General features: G+C 65.9%; 14 protein-coding genes. 12 read left to right on the forward strand and 2 right to left on the reverse strand.

Translation table 11 applies throughout. From position 1 onward, the window contains the following. The first annotated feature begins 28 nt into the window (after nt 1-28). The 5 genes from ACODSU_RS22320 (at nt 29) to mdoH (ending at nt 7,395) form a co-directional block, all read left to right on the forward strand. Nucleotides 29-1,492 (forward strand): sensor histidine kinase, encoded by a 1,464-nt coding sequence (locus ACODSU_RS22320; RefSeq protein WP_488844870.1) that lies wholly within the window; start codon nt 29-31, stop codon nt 1,490-1,492. Then, on the forward strand, nt 1,482-2,153 hold the full coding sequence (locus ACODSU_RS22325) for a hypothetical protein (protein ID WP_488844872.1): 672 nt from the start codon (nt 1,482-1,484) through the stop codon (nt 2,151-2,153). The genes ACODSU_RS22320 and ACODSU_RS22325 overlap by 11 nt, the downstream gene beginning before the upstream one ends. A gap of 15 nt (nt 2,154-2,168) precedes the next feature. Further along, on the forward strand, nt 2,169-3,581 hold the full coding sequence (locus ACODSU_RS22330) for a sigma 54-interacting transcriptional regulator (RefSeq protein WP_488844874.1): 1,413 nt from the start codon (nt 2,169-2,171) through the stop codon (nt 3,579-3,581). 239 nt (nt 3,582-3,820) lie between these two features. Further along, complete coding sequence (locus tag ACODSU_RS22335; RefSeq protein ID WP_488844876.1) at nt 3,821-5,335, forward strand: glucan biosynthesis protein G; 1,515 nt, start codon at nt 3,821-3,823, stop codon at nt 5,333-5,335. Further along, entirely contained in the window at nt 5,308-7,395 is a 2,088-nt protein-coding gene (mdoH, locus tag ACODSU_RS22340) for a glucans biosynthesis glucosyltransferase MdoH (protein ID WP_488844878.1), read from the forward strand. The genes ACODSU_RS22335 and mdoH overlap by 28 nt, the downstream gene beginning before the upstream one ends. 140 nt (nt 7,396-7,535) lie before the next feature. Here the strand turns inward: mdoH and ffh are convergent, their stop codons facing one another. After that, the gene (gene ffh / locus ACODSU_RS22345; protein WP_015015616.1) at nt 7,536-8,915 is read right to left on the reverse strand and encodes a signal recognition particle protein; all 1,380 of its coding nucleotides are present in this window, start codon (nt 8,913-8,915) and stop codon (nt 7,536-7,538) included. A gap of 98 nt (nt 8,916-9,013) precedes the next feature. On the opposite strand from ffh, the gene ACODSU_RS22350 reads away from it, so the two are divergent. From ACODSU_RS22350 to ACODSU_RS22380, 7 genes are all read left to right on the forward strand, one after another. Beyond that, nucleotides 9,014-9,811, forward strand: coding sequence for a cytochrome C assembly family protein (locus ACODSU_RS22350; protein WP_015015617.1), 798 nt, complete (start codon nt 9,014-9,016; stop codon nt 9,809-9,811). After that, on the forward strand, nt 9,808-10,035 hold the full coding sequence (locus tag ACODSU_RS22355) for a PP0621 family protein (RefSeq protein ID WP_476017453.1): 228 nt from the start codon (nt 9,808-9,810) through the stop codon (nt 10,033-10,035). The genes ACODSU_RS22350 and ACODSU_RS22355 overlap by 4 nt, the downstream gene beginning before the upstream one ends. Before the next feature lie 22 nt (nt 10,036-10,057). Continuing rightward, a complete protein-coding gene (locus ACODSU_RS22360) occupies nt 10,058-11,761 on the forward strand; it encodes a two-component system sensor histidine kinase NtrB (RefSeq protein ID WP_488844881.1) in 1,704 nt (567 codons plus the stop codon). 11 nt (nt 11,762-11,772) lie between these two features. Further along, nucleotides 11,773-13,311 (forward strand): sigma-54-dependent transcriptional regulator, encoded by a 1,539-nt coding sequence (locus tag ACODSU_RS22365; RefSeq protein ID WP_488844883.1) that lies wholly within the window; start codon nt 11,773-11,775, stop codon nt 13,309-13,311. Beyond that, nucleotides 13,295-13,924 carry a 1,6-anhydro-N-acetylmuramyl-L-alanine amidase AmpD gene (gene ampD / locus ACODSU_RS22370; RefSeq protein WP_488844885.1) on the forward strand — a complete coding sequence of 210 codons (630 nt, stop codon included), beginning with the start codon at nt 13,295-13,297 and terminating at the stop codon, nt 13,922-13,924. The genes ACODSU_RS22365 and ampD overlap by 17 nt, the downstream gene beginning before the upstream one ends. Nucleotides 13,925-14,300: 376 nt before the next feature. Continuing rightward, entirely contained in the window at nt 14,301-17,237 is a 2,937-nt protein-coding gene (locus ACODSU_RS22375; protein ID WP_488844887.1) for a ribonucleoside-diphosphate reductase subunit alpha, read from the forward strand. A gap of 135 nt (nt 17,238-17,372) precedes the next feature. Continuing rightward, on the forward strand, nt 17,373-18,569 hold the full coding sequence (locus tag ACODSU_RS22380; RefSeq protein WP_060985124.1) for a ribonucleotide-diphosphate reductase subunit beta: 1,197 nt from the start codon (nt 17,373-17,375) through the stop codon (nt 18,567-18,569). A gap of 93 nt (nt 18,570-18,662) precedes the next feature. Here ACODSU_RS22380 and ACODSU_RS22385 read toward each other — a convergent pair. Beyond that, nucleotides 18,663-18,973, reverse strand: a 311-nt coding sequence (locus ACODSU_RS22385) for a hypothetical protein (RefSeq protein ID WP_488844889.1), incomplete at its 5' end; no start/stop codon positions are given.

Genomic DNA, 18,973 nt, shown 5'->3' on the forward strand with positions numbered 1-18,973 from the left:
CCGCACGCCCCGCGCCCTTTTGGCTGCAATGCCCACCCCCAGCACACCGCCCAAGGCACCGCCACCCGCCGAAGGCCTGTTGCATGGCCTCTCCTTCCAGCAACTGTTGCTGCTGGCGTTCGTGCTGATTGCCGGCTTGCTGGGGGTCAGCTCGCTGCGGGCTTTGCACACGCTGGAGCAGCTCATGGTGCTCAGCCGCCACGGCACAGCCGAGGCCACTGCGCTGACTGCAGCCGCACAGGGCCTGAACCAGCGCGGCCAGGCCCTGGAGCGCGCGGCGCGGCAGTCCCTGGTGCTGCGGGATGCGCCCCTGCGCCGCAGCTTCGACGACATGGCGGTCGAGGCCCTCACGGTGCTCGACCATTTGCAGGCCGCAGGCCTGCCCGCTGCGCAGACCGGGGCATGGCGTACCCACCTCGATGCCGTCAAAGCCCTGCTGGACGCACCGCCGGACCGCGCACTGGACAACGAACGCCTGGTTGCCGAAGAGTTTGTGGCCCTGGAGACCTTGCACGGCACCATGGTGCAGACGGTACAGGACCTCAACACCCAACGCAACAACGCGCTGCAGGACGAGGTGGAGCAAAGCCGCCGCAGCGTGACGCACCAGGTGGTGGGCGCGATTGTGCTGGCGCTGGTGCTGGCGTTGTCGCTGGGCATCTGGCTCGCGCGGCCGTTCAAGCGGCTGGAGGGTGCGATCCGTCAGCTGGGCGAAAACCAGCTGGACGAGCCGGTGCTGATCTCCGGCCCGGACGACGTGCGCCGGCTGGGCCAGCAACTGGAGTGGCTGCGGCTGCGGCTGCTGGAGCTGGATGCCGACAAGGCGCGCTTCCTGCGCAATGTGTCCCACGAACTCAAGACGCCGCTGGCCGCGCTGCGCGAAGGCGTGGCGCTGCTGCAGGACGGCGTGACGGGCGAACTCACCGCAGGCCAGCGCGAGGTCGCACAAATCCTGCACCACAACACGCTGCAGCTGCAAGGTGAGATCGAGGCCCTGCTGCGCTTCAATGCCGCCGCTTTTGAGGCTCGCCAACTGCAGCGTCGCGACACCGACCTGCTGGCGCTGCTGGAGGCCCAGATCGAGACCCAGCGGCTGCAGTGGCAGGCCAAGGGCCTGACCGTGCGGGTAGAGGGGCCGCCCGTGCGCATGCTCATCGACGCCGACAAGATCACCTCCGCCGTCAGCAATCTGCTGTCCAACGCCATCCGCTTTTCGCCGCCCCGGGGCACGGTGCGGCTGGTGCTCTCGCAACCTCCCGGTCATGTGCGTCTGGACGTCTTTGACCAAGGCCCCGGTGTGGACCGGGTGGACCGCGACCGCGTGTTTGAACCCTTTTACCGGGGTGTTCGCCAACCGGACGATGCCGTGCGCGGCACCGGCATCGGTCTGTCCATCGTGCAGGAATATGTGCACGCCCATGGCGGCAGCGTGCGCCTGGTGGACGAAGGCGCACACTCCTTCTTTCGCATCGAACTTCCCCATGCCGCCTAGCAGTCCTCCCCTTCCCTCCCACGCCCTGCGATGGCCGCTGCTTGCGCTGGGCGCCGTGCTGGCGGGCTGTGCCACCACCACGCCCCCACCCGCCCCCGCCCAGACGCCACCGGTCGCGATGATCATTGCCGTGCCCGTGGCCCCGACCGTGGAAGTGGGCCCTGCCGAAGCACGGGGCAACGACGCGGACACCCACCACACCCCCGTCGCGCTGCTGCTGACCCAGACGGACCGTGTGCTCAAGCTGCCCCCTGCCGAACTCGCCAAGGAGATCGCCCGACTGGGCGAAGCGGAGGACGCCCCCCCCGAGACCCCCTTGTTGCTGGCCACGGCCCTGGCGCAAACACGCCAGGCCGTGGACACCGCCCGCGCGCTGGGCCTGGTGCAGCGTGTGCTGGGCAACACCAGCCCCGCAGCGCAGCCGCTGCACCCCCTGGCCCGGCTGCTGGAGGCCCGACTGCTGCAACAACGCCGGCTGGAGGACCAGCTCGACCGCCAGGCGCAGCAACTGCGCGACACCCAACGCCGCAACGACCAGCTCAGCGAACGCCTGGAAGCCGTGCGCGCCATCGAACGCAGCCTGAGCACCCGCCCAGCGCCCGCCGCATCTCCGTCCGCACCAGCGGTGGGCAGCGGCTCCGCGCCACGGCCCGCGCCCTGACCATCTCCCCCCGCCATGGACTCCTCTGCCCCCCACCGTGCCGCCCCTCCCGCCCGCATCCTGGTGGTGGACGACGACGCTGACATGCTGCGGCTGCTGTCGCTGCGCCTGAAAGCCGCCGGGCACGACGTGGTGGCCGTGGGCTCTGCCGAAGCGGCACTGGCGCAGCTGGACATTGCGCGCCCGCAGTTGGTGCTCAGCGATGTGCGCCTGCCCGGGCGCGACGGCCTGGCCCTGTTTGACGAAGTGCGCGCCCGCCACCCCTCACTGCCCGTGATCCTGCTGACCGCACACGGCACCATTCCCGATGCCGTCGAGGCCACGTCGCGCGGGGTGTTCACCTACCTGACCAAGCCCTACGACGGCAAGGAGCTGCTGGAAAAGATCGCACAGGCGCTGGCGCTCAGCGCCCCTGCCGTGGCGCAGCCGCATGCCAACGAGGACTGGCGGGCCGAGATCGTGAGCCGGTCGCACCGCATGACGGACCTGTTGTCCGAGGCGTACATGGTCGCCCAGTCCGACGCCAGCGTGCTGCTGCGCGGCGACAGCGGCTCTGGCAAGGAGTTGCTGGCACGCGCCATCCACCGCGCCAGTCCGCGTGCGGCCCGCCCGTTTGTGGCCGTCAACTGCGGCGCCATCCCCGAGGCGCTGCTGGAGTCCGAGCTGTTCGGCCACGTCAAAGGCGCCTTCACCGATGCGGTGAGCAACCACAAGGGGCTGTTCCAGGCTGCGGACGGCGGCACCCTGCTGCTGGACGAGATTGGCGACATGCCCCCGGCCCTGCAGGTCAAGCTGCTGCGGGTGCTGCAGGAGCGCGCCGTGCGCCCCGTGGGTGCCAGCCAGGCCACGCCCATCGACGTGCGCATCATTTCGGCCACGCACCGGGACCTGGAAGCCGCCATGGCCAGCGCGCAGTTCCGCGAGGACCTGTACTACCGACTGAACGTGGTGTCGCTGGTGCTGCCCACCCTGGCCGAGCGGCGCGAGGACATTGCGTTGCTGGCCAACCACTTTCTGGACCGCCTGTCCCGCAAATACGACAAGCGCCTGTCTGGCTTTGCGCCTGAGGCGCTCAAGGCACTGACCACCGCCGCCTGGCCAGGCAACGTGCGCCAGCTCTACAACGTGGTCGAGCAGGTGTGCGCCCTGTCCACCACTCCCCTGGTGCCCCTGACGCTGGTGCAGCGCGCACTCCGCACCCCATCCACCCAGGTGCTCAGCTTTGCGGAGGCCCGCCAGCGTTTCGAGCGCGAGTACCTGGTGGGCCTGCTCAAGATGACCGATGGCAATGTGGCCGATGCGGCGCGGCTGGCGCAACGCAACCGCACCGAGTTCTACCGCCTGCTGCAAAAGCACGCGCTGACGCCGGGGCAGTTCAAGCAGGATGCAGGCGATTCAGACGATGTCGTGGATGAGCGACACGAATAAGTCATTGATTTACCGGGTGTTTTGATCCAACCACCCACCCCTTGTCGCCATCCGGCGACAAAAAGCAGGGGCTGATCGGCGCCCACAGGCCATTGCACAACTGCTTACACGCAGAGGCCACTCCAACCCATTGATTTCAAAGCGTTTTTTACAGCTGGCACAGGGTTTGCCCTATGCCTGGCATGCACGCAGTTTTTCCCTCCTTTTTTTGCCAAATCGGCAGGCGCGCAGGGCCCGCAGTGGCCTTGGCCACCGCCCTGCTGGCTGGGGGCGCGCACGCACAGGGCTTTGACTTCGAGAGCGTGACCCGCCTCGCCCGCGAACGCGCCAGCCAACCCTACCGGCCCGTGAGCGACAAGCTCCCGGCCGACCTCGCAAAGCTCAACTACGACCAGGTGCGCGACATCCGCTGGCGCCCTGATCGCGCCCTGTGGCGCGCCGAGAAGCTGCCTTACGAGGCCATGTTCTTCCATCTGGGGCTGTACCAGAAAGAGCCGGTGCTGATCAACGAGGTGACGCCCCAGGGCGTGCGCCACCTCCCCTACAGCCGCGCGGACTTTGACTACGGCAAGAACCAGCTGCGGCCCGAGGCCTGGGGCGACCTGGGCTTTGCAGGCTTTCGTCTGCACAACCACCTGAACTCCAGCGCCTACAAGGACGAACTGGTGGTCTTCCAGGGTGCGAGCTACTTCCGCGCGCTGGGCCAAGGCCAGCAGTACGGCCTGTCGGCGCGCGGGCTGGCCATCGACACCGTGGGCGGCCGGGGCGAGGAATTCCCCCGCTTCACCGAGTTCTGGCTGGTGCGGCCCGACCCGCTGTCCACCCAGGTCACGGTATACGCCCTGCTCGACTCGCCACGCGCAACGGGCGCCTACCGCTTCGACATCCAGCCCGGCGCGCAGACCACCACCACGGTGCGCAGCCGCATTTTTGTGCGCGCCGCCTCGGGCACCCCACCCATCGCCACGCTGGGCGTTGCGCCGCTGACCAGCATGTTCTTCTTTGGCGAGAACCAGCCGCGCAAGGAAGACTTCCGCCCCGAAGTGCATGACTCCGACGGACTCATGGTGGCCACGGGCGAAGGCGAGTGGCTGTGGCGCCCGCTGCAGAACCCCCGGCAAACACTGGTCACCTCGTTCGCCACCAAAAACCCCAAGGGCTTTGGCCTGATGCAACGCGACCGCCAGTGGGCCAGCTACGAGGACGTGGAGGCCCGCTACGAGCGCCGCCCCAGCGCCTGGGTCCGTCCCCTGCACGACTGGGGCGCGGGCCGTGTGGAGCTGGTGCAGCTGAATACGCCCGACGAGACGCACGACAACATCGTGGCGTACTGGGTGCCCGCCCAGATGCCGGCCCCCGGCCAGCCGCTGGAATTTGCCTATGAGCTCAGCTGGCAGGGCGACGAACAGCAGCGCCCGCCCAGCGCCTGGGCCACCCAGTCGCGCCGCGGCATGGGCTACACCAAACTGTCAGCCCAGGCCCTGCGCCAGCAGGTGCAGTACGTGGTCGATTTCGAGGGCCCTGCTCTCGAGGCCCTGCCTGCGGAGGCCTCCCTCAAGGCCGTTGTGACCAGCGATGCCAACGGCAAGGTGCTGGAAAACATTGCCTACCGCAACCCCGCCACCGGCGGGTGGCGCATGACCGTTCGCATCCAGCGCCTGCAGGCCGACCGGCCCATCGAGCTGCGCGCTTTTCTACAACACGACAACCACGCTGTGAGTGAAACATGGACGCACATCAGTCTTCCCGAGTAAGCCCTCATGACCCCCACGGCACCCACGCATCCACCGGCCCTGCCGTGGTCGCGCGGCGCGGTGTGGCCTACCCCCGGCCAACCCCCAGCCGACGCAGCACCCTGCGCGAGGAGCGCCACCCCAATGCGGTGACGGCACCGCCCCTGCACCGCGGCTCCATGGTGCCCCTGCCCTGGCGCGGCTTCTGGAACAGCGTGGGCACTGCCGTGCTGCTGCGCCTGACGGGCCGTACATCTCCGCAACCCGCACCGGCCACGGTGGCACAGGCCCCCGCTGAATCCACCGCCGCCTGGCAAGGCGCAGCGCAGCGCCGCCGCTGGACGTTTGCGCTGCTCACCGTGCTGACGACGGCCCTGGCCAGCACCCTGTTTGCCAGCGTGCAGCCCGACTACGAAAACGCGTGGCTGAGCTACGGCCAGATCGCGCTGTTTGCCCTGCTGTCCGCCTGGGTGGTGACCGGCTTTTTGACCGGGCTGATGGGCTTTTGGGTGATGCTGCGCGGCGACCGGCATGCGCTCTCGGCACGTAGCGTAGCTGGGCACACCCTGGCGCCCGACGCCCGCACCGCCATCATCATGCCGATCTGCAACGAAGACGTGGCCACCGTGTTTGCCGGGCTGCGGGCCACCTGCGAGTCGGTGGCCGCCACCGGCAACGGCACCACGTTCGACGTGTTTGTGCTTTCCGACAGCAACGACCCCGCCATTGCTCGCGCCGAGCGCGCTGCCTGGGAAGAGCTGCGCAACGCCCTGGCGCAGCTCAGCCAGCAGCCCCAGGTGCAGGTGTACTACCGCCTGCGCACGCGCCGCACGCACCGCAAGGCAGGCAACGTGGCCGACTTCTGCCGCCGCTGGGGCAAGGACTACCGCTACATGGTGGTGCTGGACGCCGACAGCGTGATGAGCGGCGACTGCATCGTTTCCATGGCCAAGCTGATGGAAGCCCACCCCACGGCCGGCATCATCCAGACCGCCACGCAGGCCATCGGCCATGTCACGCTGCACGCCCGCGCCCAGCAGTTCGCGTCGCGCGTCACGGGCCGCCTGTTCACGCTGGGCATGCAGTACTGGCAGCTGGGCGAATCGCACTACTGGGGCCACAACGCCATCATCCGCGTGGCGCCCTTCATGCAGCACTGCGCGCTGGCGCCCATCCAGGGCACGGGTGGTCTGTCTGGCGGCATCATGTCGCACGACTTTGTGGAGGCCGCACTGATGCGCCGCGCGGGCTACCACGTGTGGCTGGTGGCCGACCTGATCGGCAGCTACGAGCAGCAGCCGCCCGACCTGCTGGCCGAACTGCAGCGCGACCGGCGCTGGTGTCAGGGCAACCTGCAGAACGCGCGCCTGATGGCCGAGCCCGGCATCCACCCCGTGCACCGCTCCATGTTCATCACCGGCGCCATGGCTTATCTGTCGGCGCCGCTGTGGCTGGCCTTCCTCACGCTGGGCACGGCCCTGTGGCTGTCGGGCGCCAAGCTGGTGGCGGACTGGCACATCCTGCCCGCCGAGCTGCTAGCGCTGTGGGCCTGGACCCTGTGCCTGCTGTTCCTGCCCCGCATCCTGGGCGTGACGGCGGTGTTCATGCGCCGCGAGCAAAAGCAGTACGGCGGCGCTTTCAGCCTGCTCAAGAGCGCCGTGCTGGAGAGCGTCATGGCCATCCTGCAGGCGCCCGTTCGCATGCTGGCGCATTCGCTGTTCGTGCTGATCGCATTGACCGGACTGAAGCTGGAGTGGAAGTCGCCCCCGCGCGAAGCCCATGCCGTGCCCTGGCGCCACGCCGTGCGCCAGCTGGCCTCCATGAGCGCCGTGATCGCCCTGCTGGCAGCGGGCGTGGCGCTGATCGACAGCAGCGCATTGTTGTGGCTGATGCCCGTGGGCTTGCCGCTGGCACTGGCGATTCCGCTGGCGGTGTGGACCAGCCAGATCGCGCTGGGCCGTGCGCTGCGTGCCCAGCGACTGCTGCTGATTCCTGAAGAGTCGTGGTCGCCCCCGGTGCTGCGCCGCGCCTGGCTGCATGCGGGGCGCATGGGGCGGCCCATGGCCTTGCAAACCGCCTGAGGTGCCAGACCGAACCACCGCCCCCAGCCGGGCGGGCCATAAAAAAGCCGACACATGTCGGCTTTTTTGTTCACTCATATTTTCATAGCAGCTCAGGCATATGGTTGTAGCGCCTGGTGCCAAAAAGGCTTGAAAACCTTTCAGAAAGGCATCTTGGGCATGCCTCCGCCGCCCATGCCCTTCATGCCGCCCATGCGCTTCATCATCTTCATCAGGCCGCCGCCCTTCATCTTCTTCATCATGCCCTGCATCTGCTCAAACTCCTTGAGCAGGCGGTTGACCTCCTGCACATGCACGCCCGCGCCGTTGGCGATGCGCTTCTTGCGCGTGGCCTTGATGAGTTCGGGCTTGCGGCGCTCCAGGGGGGTCATGCTCTGGATGATGCCTTCCTTGCGCTTGATGTCTTTTTCGGCCTTGTCCATGTCCAGCGAACCGGCCTTGGCGGTGAGCTGAGAGGGCAGCTTGTCCATCAGGCTCGAAAGCCCGCCCATCTGCTTCATCTGCTGGATCTGCGAGAGAAAGTCGTTCAGGTCGAACCCGTCACCGCTCTTGACCTTGGCCGCCAGCTTTTGTGCGGCCTCCATGTCCACCCCGGCGGTGACCTGCTCCACCAGCGCCACGATGTCGCCCATGCCCAGGATACGGCCCGCATGGCGCTCGGCGTCGAACACTTCCAGCCCGTCGATCTTCTCCGAGACACCCGCAAACTTGATGGGCGCCCCTGTGATCTGGCGCACGGACAGCGCCGCACCACCGCGCGAGTCGCCGTCCAGCTTGGTGAGCACAATGCCGGTGAGGGGCAGCGCCTCCTTGAAGGCCTTGGCCGTGTTGATGGCGTCCTGGCCCTGCATCGCGTCCACCACGAACAGGGTTTCGACAGGGTTGATCGCAGCGTGCAGGTCCTTGATTTCCTTCATCAAGGCTTCGTCGATGGCCAGGCGGCCGGCCGTATCGACCAGCAGCACGTCAAAGTAGTGCTTCTTGGCGTAGTCCAGGGCAGCGCGGGCGATGTCGAGCGGCTTCTGGTCGGGCGTGCTGGGGAACCATTCGGCACCGGCCTGCTTGGTCACGGTCTTGAGCTGCTCGATGGCCGCCGGGCGGTACACGTCGCCCGACACGGTCAGCACCTTCTTCTTGCGCTTTTCAATCAGGTGCTTGGCCAGCTTGGCCGTGGTGGTGGTCTTGCCCGCACCTTGCAGGCCGGCCATCAGGATCACGGCGGGCGGCTGGGCGGCCAGATTGATGTCGGCCACGCCCTCGCCCATGGTGGCGGCCAGTTCGCGGTTGACGATGCTGACCAGCGTCTGCCCGGGCTTGAGCGAGCCCAGCACCTCCTGGCCCAGGGCCTTTTCCTTGACGCGGGCGATGAAGTCGCGCACCACGGGCAGGGCCACGTCGGCTTCGAGCAGCGCCATGCGCACTTCGCGCAGCATGTCCTGCACGTTGGATTCGGTGATGCGGGCCTGGCCACGCATCTCCTTGACGAGGCGCGTGAGTTTGTCGGTAAGGGCGGAGGCCATAGGGGTGTTTCCGGTATTGGCTGCGCGCCGTCAACAAGGGCGTTGCGTGCGCAGCCCCGCCAGGGCGCTGGCGGTGGGCGAAAGGCTAAACTGTGCCCATGATTTTAACGAGTAGCTCCCCCGTCAGTTGGCTGCTGGCCCTGGCCGCTGCCGTGGCCTATGCCGTGCCGGCTGCCGCGGCCTCCCGCCTGGGGGCTGCAGCGGCGCGCAATGCACTGCTGGTCGCGTGGTTGCTGCACGGCGCCGTGCTGGTCTGGGGCCTGTGGGGCGATGCGCCCCGGTTCGGTTTTGCGCCCGCTCTGTCGATGACGGCCTGGCTGGTGCTCACGGTCTATGCCGTGGAGCGGCAGTTGTTTCCACAAATGCAGTCGCGCTGGGTGCTGGCAGGGCTGGGCGCGGCCGCCATCGTGCTGGCCATGCTGTTCCCGGGGCAGCCCCTGCACGTGACCGCATCCGCCTGGCTGCCTTTGCACCTGGCGCTGGGCATTGCGTGTTATGGCCTGTTTGCAGCGGCGGTAGTGCATGCCTGGCTCATGACACGCGCCGAACGCCACATCCGGCAGGCTGAAGACCCGCACAGCGGCATCCCACTGCTGACGCTGGAGCGACTGACCTTCCGGTTCGTGACGGCGGGGTTTGTGCTGCTCACCGCCACCTTGCTGGCCGGGTGGCTGTTTGGCGAGACGCTGTATGGCCGGGCCTGGCGGTGGGACCACAAGGCCGTGTTTTCGATGCTCTCGTGGCTGACCTTTGCCACGTTGCTGCTGGGCCGCGCGCGGTTTGGCTGGCGGGGCCGCAATGCAGTGCGTGTGTTGTATGCGGGCTCGGCCCTGTTGCTGCTGGCCTATGTGGGCTCGCGTTTTGTATTGGAAGTTGTTCTGGGCCGCAGCGCATGAAGTACCTGGTCTTGTTGGTCGTCATCGCGGTGGCCGTAGGTATCTGGCGCAGCCGCCGCGCCCCTGATGCGGCGGCGCCCAAAGCGCCCCCCATGCCGCCTGCCCTGCCGCAGGACATGCTGGCCTGCGCGCACTGCGGTGTGCACATCCCGCAGGCAGAAGCCCTGATGCTGGGCAGTCAGGCCTATTGCAGCGCCGAGCACCGGCGCATGGGCCAGGCCTGAGCGACGCCTTGCCGTTGTGACCATGCAAGCAGCGCCCGCAGGCCCACTGCCGCCTTCCGCAGACGCCCCCTTCGCACGGCTGTGGCTCGGTTTTCTGACGGGCCGCGTCATGGTGGCCCTGGCACTTTTGGTGCTGCAGGGGGCCGGGCAGCTGATCAATCAAGCGGCGGCGCCCTCCGTGCTCGCAGTCTGCGTGGCCTATCTCGTGGCGACCGTGGTGCTGCGGGTGCTGTCGCGCAACGCCCCGCCGTCGCCCAGCGCCGGCCCGCAGTGGCTGCCCTCCATTGGTGTGGACCTGGCGGCGATCACTGCGCTGCAGTTGCTGCATGCGGGCACCATGAACTACACGCCCCTGTTCGGCCTGCCCATCCTGATCGCAGCGGTCATGGGCACGCTGACCCTGGCCCTGGGCACCACCGCCGCAGTCACGCTGCTGCTGCTGGGCTGGGCCTGGTGGGTGGGCCAGTACAGCACGGGCGACGAGGGCCAGCGCTACCTGCAAAGTGCGCTGACCGGCACAGGCTATTTCATCGTGAGCTATCTGGTGCACCAGCTGGCCACCCGCCTGGCGCGCGAACAGGAAGTGGCGCAACAAAGCCAGATCGCGGCGCGCGTGCAAACGCAGGTCAGTGCACTGGTCATCCAGAACCTGACCGACGGGGTGCTGGTGGTGGACGAGACCGATGTGGTGCGCATTGCCAACCCCGCAGGGCTGCAGCTGTTGGGTGGCGTGGCACTGACCGAGTTGCCGTTTGCCCTGACCTCTACTGCACCGTGGCACCCCCTGGTGATCCTGGCAAGGCGCACCTTCCGGCACGAACAGCCCCAGACGGCCGATGTTGATCTGCTGCACGAAGGCCAGAGCCCCACCGGCTTGCATGTGCGAACCTGGCTCACATCCACCCGCAATGCGGCCTTGCCGACGCACTCCGAGCGGCTGTGCGTGATGTTCCTGCACGATCTGCGGGAGATGGAAGCGCGACTGCGCACCGAAAAACTCGCGGCCATGGGCCGCATGTCCGCCGCCGTGGCGCATGAAATCCGCAACCCGCTGGCCGCCATCGTGCAGGCCAATGCCCTGCTGGAAGAAGACCTGCAAGAGCCAGCACAAAAGCGCCTGGCGCACATGGTGCAGCAGAACGCCGACCGCTTGGCACGCATTGCCGAAGAGGTGCTGGACATTGCCCGCGTGCAGCACCAGATCAGCCACGCCCCCGCCTCCACCGTGGTGCTGGACGAAACCGTCGCCCAGATCTGGAACGACTGGCAGGCCCAGGACCCCGCGCGGCGGCGCGCCGTGGTGTCGCTGGATACCGGTGCCACCCAGGTGGAGTTTGACGCCGAGCACCTGCGCCGCGTTCTGGTCAACCTGCTGGACAACGCCCTGCGCTACATGGGCCCGGAGCCCGACTCGCTGTCGGTGACCACGCGCAATACGCCTGCCGGCCAGGTCAGCCTGCAGGTGTGGAGCGACGGAGCGCCCATGGACAAATCCGTGGAGCGGCATCTGTTCGAGCCCTTCTTCTCGTCCGAGAGCCGCTCCAGCGGCCTGGGCCTCTATATTTGCCGGGAGCTGTGCCAGCGCCATGGCGCCTCCATCAGCTACCAGCGCCTGAACCGTCCCACCGCACGCGGAGACATCGGAGGCAACGCCTTCACCGTGGGCTTCCGCCGCACGACCCGCCCCGCCGACAATGCCACCTTGTTTGACACCATCGTGGTCTGACTGCTGCCCCCATGAACGCCCCTGCCGCCTCCATCCTTGTCATTGACGACGAACCCGATCTGCGCACCCTGTACGAGCTCACCTTGCTGCGCGAGGGCTACCGGGTCGAGACTGCGTCCAACGTGCAGGAGGCCCGCGAGCAGCTCAAGGCCCAGCGCTTTGACGCGGTGATCACTGACATGCGACTGCCTGACGGGTTCGGCATGGAGCTGCTGCAGGACCTGCGCGACCAGCAGCGCCGGGAGCGCTGCGTGGTCATGACCGCCTACGGATCGGCAGAAAACGCGGTCGAGGCGCTACGCGCCGGGGCCTTCGACTACCTTACCAAGCCCGTGGACCTCAAGCAGTTCCGCTCGGTGGTGGCCTCGGCCATCCAGGGCACCGGCGGAGTCCCCCCTCCGCGTGCGGCACGCAGCAACGGCTCCAGCCGCTCTGCCAATGCAGCGGCGGCCAGCGAATTCGGCAGTGCCAACGCCGCCCTGGATCGCCTGGTGGGCGAGTCCGACGCCATCCGCAACGTCAAGCAGCGCGTGGCCAAGGTGTCGCGCGGCATGGCGCCCGTGCTGATCCATGGCGAGTCGGGCACCGGCAAGGAGTTGGTGGCCCAGGCCTTGCACGCCAGCAGCCAGCGCGCGGATGGCCCCCTGGTCGCCGTGAACTGCGGAGCCATCCCTGAAAACCTGCTGGAAGCCGAATTCTTTGGTGCCCGCAAGGGCTCCTACACCGGGGCTTCGCAAGACCGTGATGGGTACTTTCAGGCCGCACGCGGGGGCACCCTGTTCCTCGACGAAATCGGTGACCTGCCGCTGGCGATGCAATCCAAGTTGCTGCGCGCCATCCAGGAGCGCAGCGTGCGGCCGCTGGGCTCCACCCAAGAAGAAACCGTGGACGTGCGCATCGTCAGCGCCACCCACCGCGACCTGGCGGCCGATGTCCAGGCCGGCCGGTTCCGCCAGGATCTGTACTACCGGCTCAATGTGATCGAGATCGTCATCCCGCCGCTGCGCGAACGTCGGGAGGATTTGCCCGCACTGTGTGCAGCACTGCTCACCCGCATTGCCAACGAATCCGGCATGCCGGTACCCCAGCTCACCGACCGCGCACTGAACGCCATCGCCGCCCACCCGCTGACCGGAAACGTCCGCGAGCTGGAAAACCTGCTGCACCGTGCAGTCGCGTTGAGCGATGGGGACGAGTTGCAGGTGGATGCACCCAGCGGCGCGGCAGAGGTGCAGATGGCGCGCCCTACGCCGTCCGCATTGGCCAGTGCGGCAGAGGTTCCGGTTGGCGGCACCTCCGTCCCGTCCGATGCCGCTCCAACCCAGCAGCCCTTGGCCAGCGGATGCACCGTGCCCCTCCCCAGCGACCTGCAGGCCTGGCTGGATCAGCAGGAGCGCGAGATCCTGATCCGCGCGCTCAAAGAATCCGGATTCAACCGCACGGCCACGGCGGCACGCCTGGGCATCAGCCTGCGCCAGATTCGCTACCGCATTGCCCGGCTGAACATCGCGGTACCCAACGACCAGGACCCGCATGACGACCAGGGCTGACAGCGCCCCGGCAGCAGCCCCCACGCGCTGGGACGGCGGATGGCACCTGGCAGCCCAACGGCTGGCATCGCCGAACTACGGACCACGCCCCGTGCAGACCTCGGGGGTGGACCTGATCGTAGTGCATTCCATCAGCCTGCCCCCGGGTGAATACGGCGGCGGCGCCGTGCAACAGCTGTTCACCAACACTTTGGACTGGGACGCGCACCCTTACTACCAGGGCATTCGCGGACTGCAGGTGTCCGCCCATTTTTTCATCGAGCGCACCGGTGCACTGTGGCAGTTTGTGGATTGCGACCAGCGAGCCTGGCATGCGGGGCAATCGTTCTACCGAGGCAGGAGCCAGTGCAACGACGATTCCATCGGCATTGAACTGGAGGGCCTGGAGGGCCTCACCTTCGAGTCCGCCCAATACGAGACACTGGCCCGGGTCTGCCAGGACATTGCGCAGCGTTACCCCATCGAGCATATCGCGGGGCATGAACACATCGCCCCGGGGCGTAAGCTTGACCCCGGCCCGGGCTTTGACTGGTCCAGGCTGCAACAGGCCCTGGGCTGGCCAGCGCAGCGATTCCCGCAAGGCACACAGACGGGCCCGCAGCAGCTTCGCTGACGCCGCGCTTTCACTGTCGCACGGGCGCATCAAGGCAATTTTTTCTTTGTGCGTTCGCACATATTTTTGCAGCCAAGCACTGCGCGGCCTGGCGCAGGAAATCCGCCGCCAAGGTACGCCACTACAAGGTTTTGCATCGCCCACATCGCGTTTACAAGGGTTCGCCGCAGGTGCCGATTGCCAAGGCAACGGGGTTGGGAACATGCTGTTTCGGTTTTGGGGACTCATTCCGGCGGTACACTACCGGTAGTGTCTTGAACCGCCTCGACACACCATATATAGTGTGCGCCAGACTGAAGTCCGGTGCAGCACCCACACCCTGCGGCGGCGCTCCAGGCCGCACGCCACCCCAGACAGCCCACAGAAGAGGACACCCATGCAAGCTGCTTTGAACACGCCTTCCCCATCGCCCACCGCCTCTGCGGATACCGCCACACACGCTGCAGCGGCCGCAGCTTCCGGGCACCCGCTCACGCATTACCAGATCATTCGCCGCAACGGCGCGGTGGTGCCGTTCGAGCCCCAGAAAATTGCAGTGGCGATGATGAAGGCGTTTCTGGCAGTGCACGGCACGCAGGGCGCCGCCTCTGCCAGCGTACGCGAGGTGGTAGATACGCTCACCCAGAACGTGGTCCGCGCCCTGATGCGCTCGCGCCCGGGCGGCGGCACCTTCCATATTGAAGATGTGCAGGACCAGGTCGAGCTGGGCCTGATGCGCGGCGAGCACCACGAAGTCGCCCGCGCTTACGTGCTGTACCGCGAGCGCCGCACGCAGGAGCGCGCCCACCACCAGGAACAGCTCGCTCCCGCCACCCCGGTGATGCACGTGATCGACAACGGCCAACGTGTGCAGCTGGACATCCTGCGCCTGCACGCGTTGATCGAGTCGGCCTGCGCCAATCTGGGCGCCGACATCAAGGCTGCCCCTATCGTCGCCGAGACCATGCGCAACCTGTATGACGGCGTTCCCATGGACGAGGTCTACAAGGCATCCATTCTGGCCGCCCGCACCCTGATCGAAAAAGATCCCGACTACACCTACGCCACGGCCCGCTTGCTGCTGCATACCATCGTGCGTGAGGTGCTGGGGCGTGACGTGACCCAAAGCGACATGGGCCAGGCCTACAAGGACTATTTCCCCTCCTTCATCCAGAAGGGGGTGGACAACGAGCTGCTGGATGAGCGCCTGCTCAAGCAATACGATCTGAACCGCCTGGGCGCTGCGCTCAAGGCCGAGCGCGACCTGCAGTTCGATTACCTCGGCCTGCAGACGCTGTACGACCGCTACTTCCTGCACGTCAAGAAGACCCGCATCGAGCTGCCCCAGGCCTTCTTCATGCGCGTGGCCATGGGCCTGGCGCTGAACGAAACCGACCGCGAGGCGCGGGCCATCGAGTTCTACGAAGTGCTGTCCAGCTTCGACTTCATGTCCAGCACGCCCACGCTGTTCAACAGCGGCACGCTGCGCTCGCAGCTGTCGAGCTGCTACCTGACCACCGTGCCGGACGACCTGGATGGCATCTACGAGTCCATCAAGGAAAACGCCCTGCTGTCCAAGTTTGCAGGCGGCCTGGGCAACGACTGGACGCGCGTGCGCGCCCTGGGCAGCCACATCAAGGGCACGAACGGCGAATCGCAAGGCGTGGTGCCCTTCCTCAAGGTCGTGAACGATACGGCCGTGGCCGTGAACCAGGGCGGCAAGCGCAAGGGCGCCGTCTGCACGTACCTGGAAACCTGGCACCTGGACATCGAAGAGTTCCTGGAACTGCGCAAGAACACTGGCGACGACCGCCGGCGCACGCACGACATGAACACGGCGAACTGGATTCCCGACCTGTTCATGCGCCGCGTGATGGAAAAGGGCACCTGGACCCTGTTCTCGCCTTCCAACGTGCCGGATCTGCACGATCTGTTCGGCGCCGACTTTGAAAAGGCCTACGTGGCCTACGAAGAAAAAGCCGCACGCGGCGAGATCAAGCCCGCCAAGACCGTGCAGGCCACCGACCTCTGGCGCAAGATTCTGACCATGCTGTTCGAAACCGGCCATCCCTGGATCACGTTCAAGGATGCCTGCAACGTGCGCTCGCCCCAGCAACACGCTGGCGTGGTGCATTCGTCCAACCTGTGCACCGAGATCACGCTGAACACCAGCGACACCGAAACTGCTGTTTGCAACCTGGGTTCCGTCAACCTGCTGCAGCACATCAAAGACGGCCAGATCGATCACGAGAAGCTCAAGAAGACCATCACCGTGGCCATGCGCATGCTGGACAACGTGATCGACATCAACTACTACGCCGTGAACAAGGCCCGTGACTCCAACCTGCGCCACCGCCCCGTGGGCCTGGGCGTGATGGCCTTCCAGGACAGCCTGTATGCGCTGCGCATTCCTTATGCCTCGCAAGAGGCGGTGGAATTCGCCGACAAGTCGATGGAAGCCATCTGCTACTACGCTTATTGGGCGTCCACCGAGCTCGCCAAGGAACGCGGCCAGTACTCCAGCTACAAGGGTTCGCTGTGGGACCGCGGCATCCTGCCGTTTGATACGCTGGACATGCTTGCCAAAGCCCGTGGCGGTTATGTGGAAGTGGACCGCTCGTCCACGATGGACTGGGACGCCCTGCGCAAGAAGATTGCGCAGGACGGCATGCGCAATTCCAACTGCGTGGCCATCGCGCCCACCGCCACCATCTCCAACATCATCGGCGTGGATGCCTCGATCGAGCCCTCGTTTGGCAACCTGTCGGTCAAGTCCAACCTGTCGGGCGAGTTCACCGTGATCAACAGCGGGCTGGTGCGCGATCTCAAACGCCTGGGCCTGTGGGACGACGTGATGATCATGGACCTCAAGCACTTCAAGGGTTCGCTGCACCCCATCGACCGCGTGCCGCAGGACATCAAGGCGCTGTACTCCACAGCTTTTGAAGTCGAGCCTCAGTGGCTGGTGGAGGCCGCATCGCGCCGCCAGAAGTGGATCGATCAGGCACAGAGCCTGAACATCTACATGGCTGGCGCATCGGGCAAGAAGCTCGACGACACCTACAAGCTGGCATGGGTCCGTGGCCTCAAGACCACCTACTACCTGCGCACGCAAAGCGCCACACACGTCGAGATGAGCACCGTGAACACGCGCCAGCTCAATGCCGTGTCGTCGGGTGGAGACAGCGGCGCGTCCGCAGCTTCGGCCACGGCGCAAGCGCAGCCCAGCCCGCTGGCAGCAGCAACTGCTGCTGCTCAACAGGCCGCGGCGGTGCCAGCGACGGACGTGAAGTTCTGCGCCATCGACGATCCTGGCTGCGAGGCCTGCCAGTAAGCACTTTGCGAGCAACGCTTCGGAATCGCCCGGGGCGTTGCTTCGGTGCTGTGAAGCAACAAAACCTTGCTGCACAACGCTTCAGTGCTTTTCTTTTCGCAGCACTGCTTTCATAATCCGAACACTGGAAAATCTATGTTGACCTGGGACGAAGAAGTCAAGCCCTCATCGCAAAATCAACTGGACGGCGGTCTGCCCAACAACCGCCAGGTGGGACAACCGCCTCTCGCTTTCCAGACACCTTCGCTGCAACCCGTGGGCGCCACATCCCCCGCAGCACATACCTCCACGACCCCCGTCACCGCTGCAGCGCATCGCCGCGTCAATGCAGCCGACAAGCGCATCATCAACGGCCAGACCGACGTCAACCAGTTGGTGCCCTTCAAGTACAAGTGGGCGTGGGAAAAATACTTGGCCACCTGCGCCAACCACTGGATGCCCCAAGAGGTGAACATGACGCGCGACATCGCGTTGTGGAAGGACCCCAACGGCCTGACCGACGACGAGCGCCGCATCATCAAGCGCAACCTCGGCTTCTTCGTCACCGCAGACTCGCTGGCCGCCAACAACATCGTGCTGGGCACGTACCGCCACATCACGGCCCCTGAGTGCCGCCAGTTCCTGCTGCGCCAGGCCTTCGAAGAAGCGATCCACACCCACGCCTACCAGTACATCGTCGAGTCGCTGGGCCTGGATGAGAGCGAGATCTTCAACGCCTACAACGAAGTCCAGTCGATCCGCGACAAGGACGAGTTCCTGATCCCCTTCATCGAAGCGATCATGGACCCATCCTTCAAAACCGGCACCCCCGAAACCGACCAGACCCTGCTCAAGTCGCTGATCGTTTTTGCCTGCCTGATGGAAGGCCTTTTCTTCTACGTGGGCTTCACGCAAATTCTGGCGCTGGGTCGACAGAACAAGATGACGGGCGCTGCGGAACAGTATCAGTACATCCTGCGCGACGAGTCGATGCACTGCAACTTCGGCATCGATCTGATCAATCAGCTCAAGCTGGAAAACCCACACCTGTGGACGGCGGAATTCAAGGCCGAGATCAAGGCGCTGTTCCTCAAGGCCGTCGAGCTGGAGTACCGCTACGCCGAAGACACCATGCCCCGTGGCGTGCTGGGCATGAACGCCTCCATGTTCAAGGGCTACTTGCGCTACATCGCCAATCGCCGTGCCACGCAGATCGGGCTGGAGACACTGTTCCCCAACGAAGAAAACCCGTTCCCGTGGATGAGCGAGATGATCGACCTCAAGAAGGAACGCAACTTCTTCGAGACCCGGGTTATTGAATACCAGTCCGGTGGTGCGCTGTCCTGGGACTAGCGCCTTTTTTTGCAGGCCACACCACATGGATTTTTACACCACGCCCAGCACCGACAGCGCCGCAGAGTGCTGCCCTGCGGGGCGTTCCCGTGTTCATGGAGATGGAGTTTTGATCCATCTCCATGGATCGCTTTTTGTCCACTGCAGACAGGAAGTGCTCTTTGCAAATTGACCCAAGGAGAACATGATGGCAACTGCGAAAAAACCGGCCGCTAAAAAGGCTGCTCCCGCGAAGAAGGCTGCAACAGCCAAACCCGTAGCCGCAAAGAAGGCTGCACCTGCCAAGAAGGCAGCAGCACCAGCAAAGAAAGCCGCTCCTGCCAAGAAGGCCGTAGCTGCGAAGAAGGCTGCACCCGCCAAGAAGGCAGCAGCACCGGCAAAGAAAGCCGCTCCCGCCAAGAAGG

This window comes from Acidovorax sp. FG48 (assembly GCF_057809085.1).

Coding starts and splice junctions, on each gene's coding strand:
- ampD (WP_488844885.1), top strand. CDS start 13,295: ATGACGACCAGGGCTGACAGCGCCCCGGCAGCAGCCCCCACGCGCTGG.
- ACODSU_RS22375 (WP_488844887.1), top strand. CDS start 14,301: ATGCAAGCTGCTTTGAACACGCCTTCCCCATCGCCCACCGCCTCTGCG.
- ACODSU_RS22365 (WP_488844883.1), top strand. CDS start 11,773: ATGAACGCCCCTGCCGCCTCCATCCTTGTCATTGACGACGAACCCGAT.
- ACODSU_RS22325 (WP_488844872.1), top strand. CDS start 1,482: ATGCCGCCTAGCAGTCCTCCCCTTCCCTCCCACGCCCTGCGATGGCCG.
- ACODSU_RS22380 (WP_060985124.1), top strand. CDS start 17,373: ATGTTGACCTGGGACGAAGAAGTCAAGCCCTCATCGCAAAATCAACTG.
- ACODSU_RS22360 (WP_488844881.1), top strand. CDS start 10,058: ATGCAAGCAGCGCCCGCAGGCCCACTGCCGCCTTCCGCAGACGCCCCC.
- ACODSU_RS22350 (WP_015015617.1), top strand. CDS start 9,014: ATGATTTTAACGAGTAGCTCCCCCGTCAGTTGGCTGCTGGCCCTGGCC.
- ffh (WP_015015616.1), bottom strand. CDS start 8,915: ATGGCCTCCGCCCTTACCGACAAACTCACGCGCCTCGTCAAGGAGATG.
- mdoH (WP_488844878.1), top strand. CDS start 5,308: ATGGACGCACATCAGTCTTCCCGAGTAAGCCCTCATGACCCCCACGGC.
- ACODSU_RS22320 (WP_488844870.1), top strand. CDS start 29: ATGCCCACCCCCAGCACACCGCCCAAGGCACCGCCACCCGCCGAAGGC.
- ACODSU_RS22330 (WP_488844874.1), top strand. CDS start 2,169: ATGGACTCCTCTGCCCCCCACCGTGCCGCCCCTCCCGCCCGCATCCTG.
- ACODSU_RS22355 (WP_476017453.1), top strand. CDS start 9,808: ATGAAGTACCTGGTCTTGTTGGTCGTCATCGCGGTGGCCGTAGGTATC.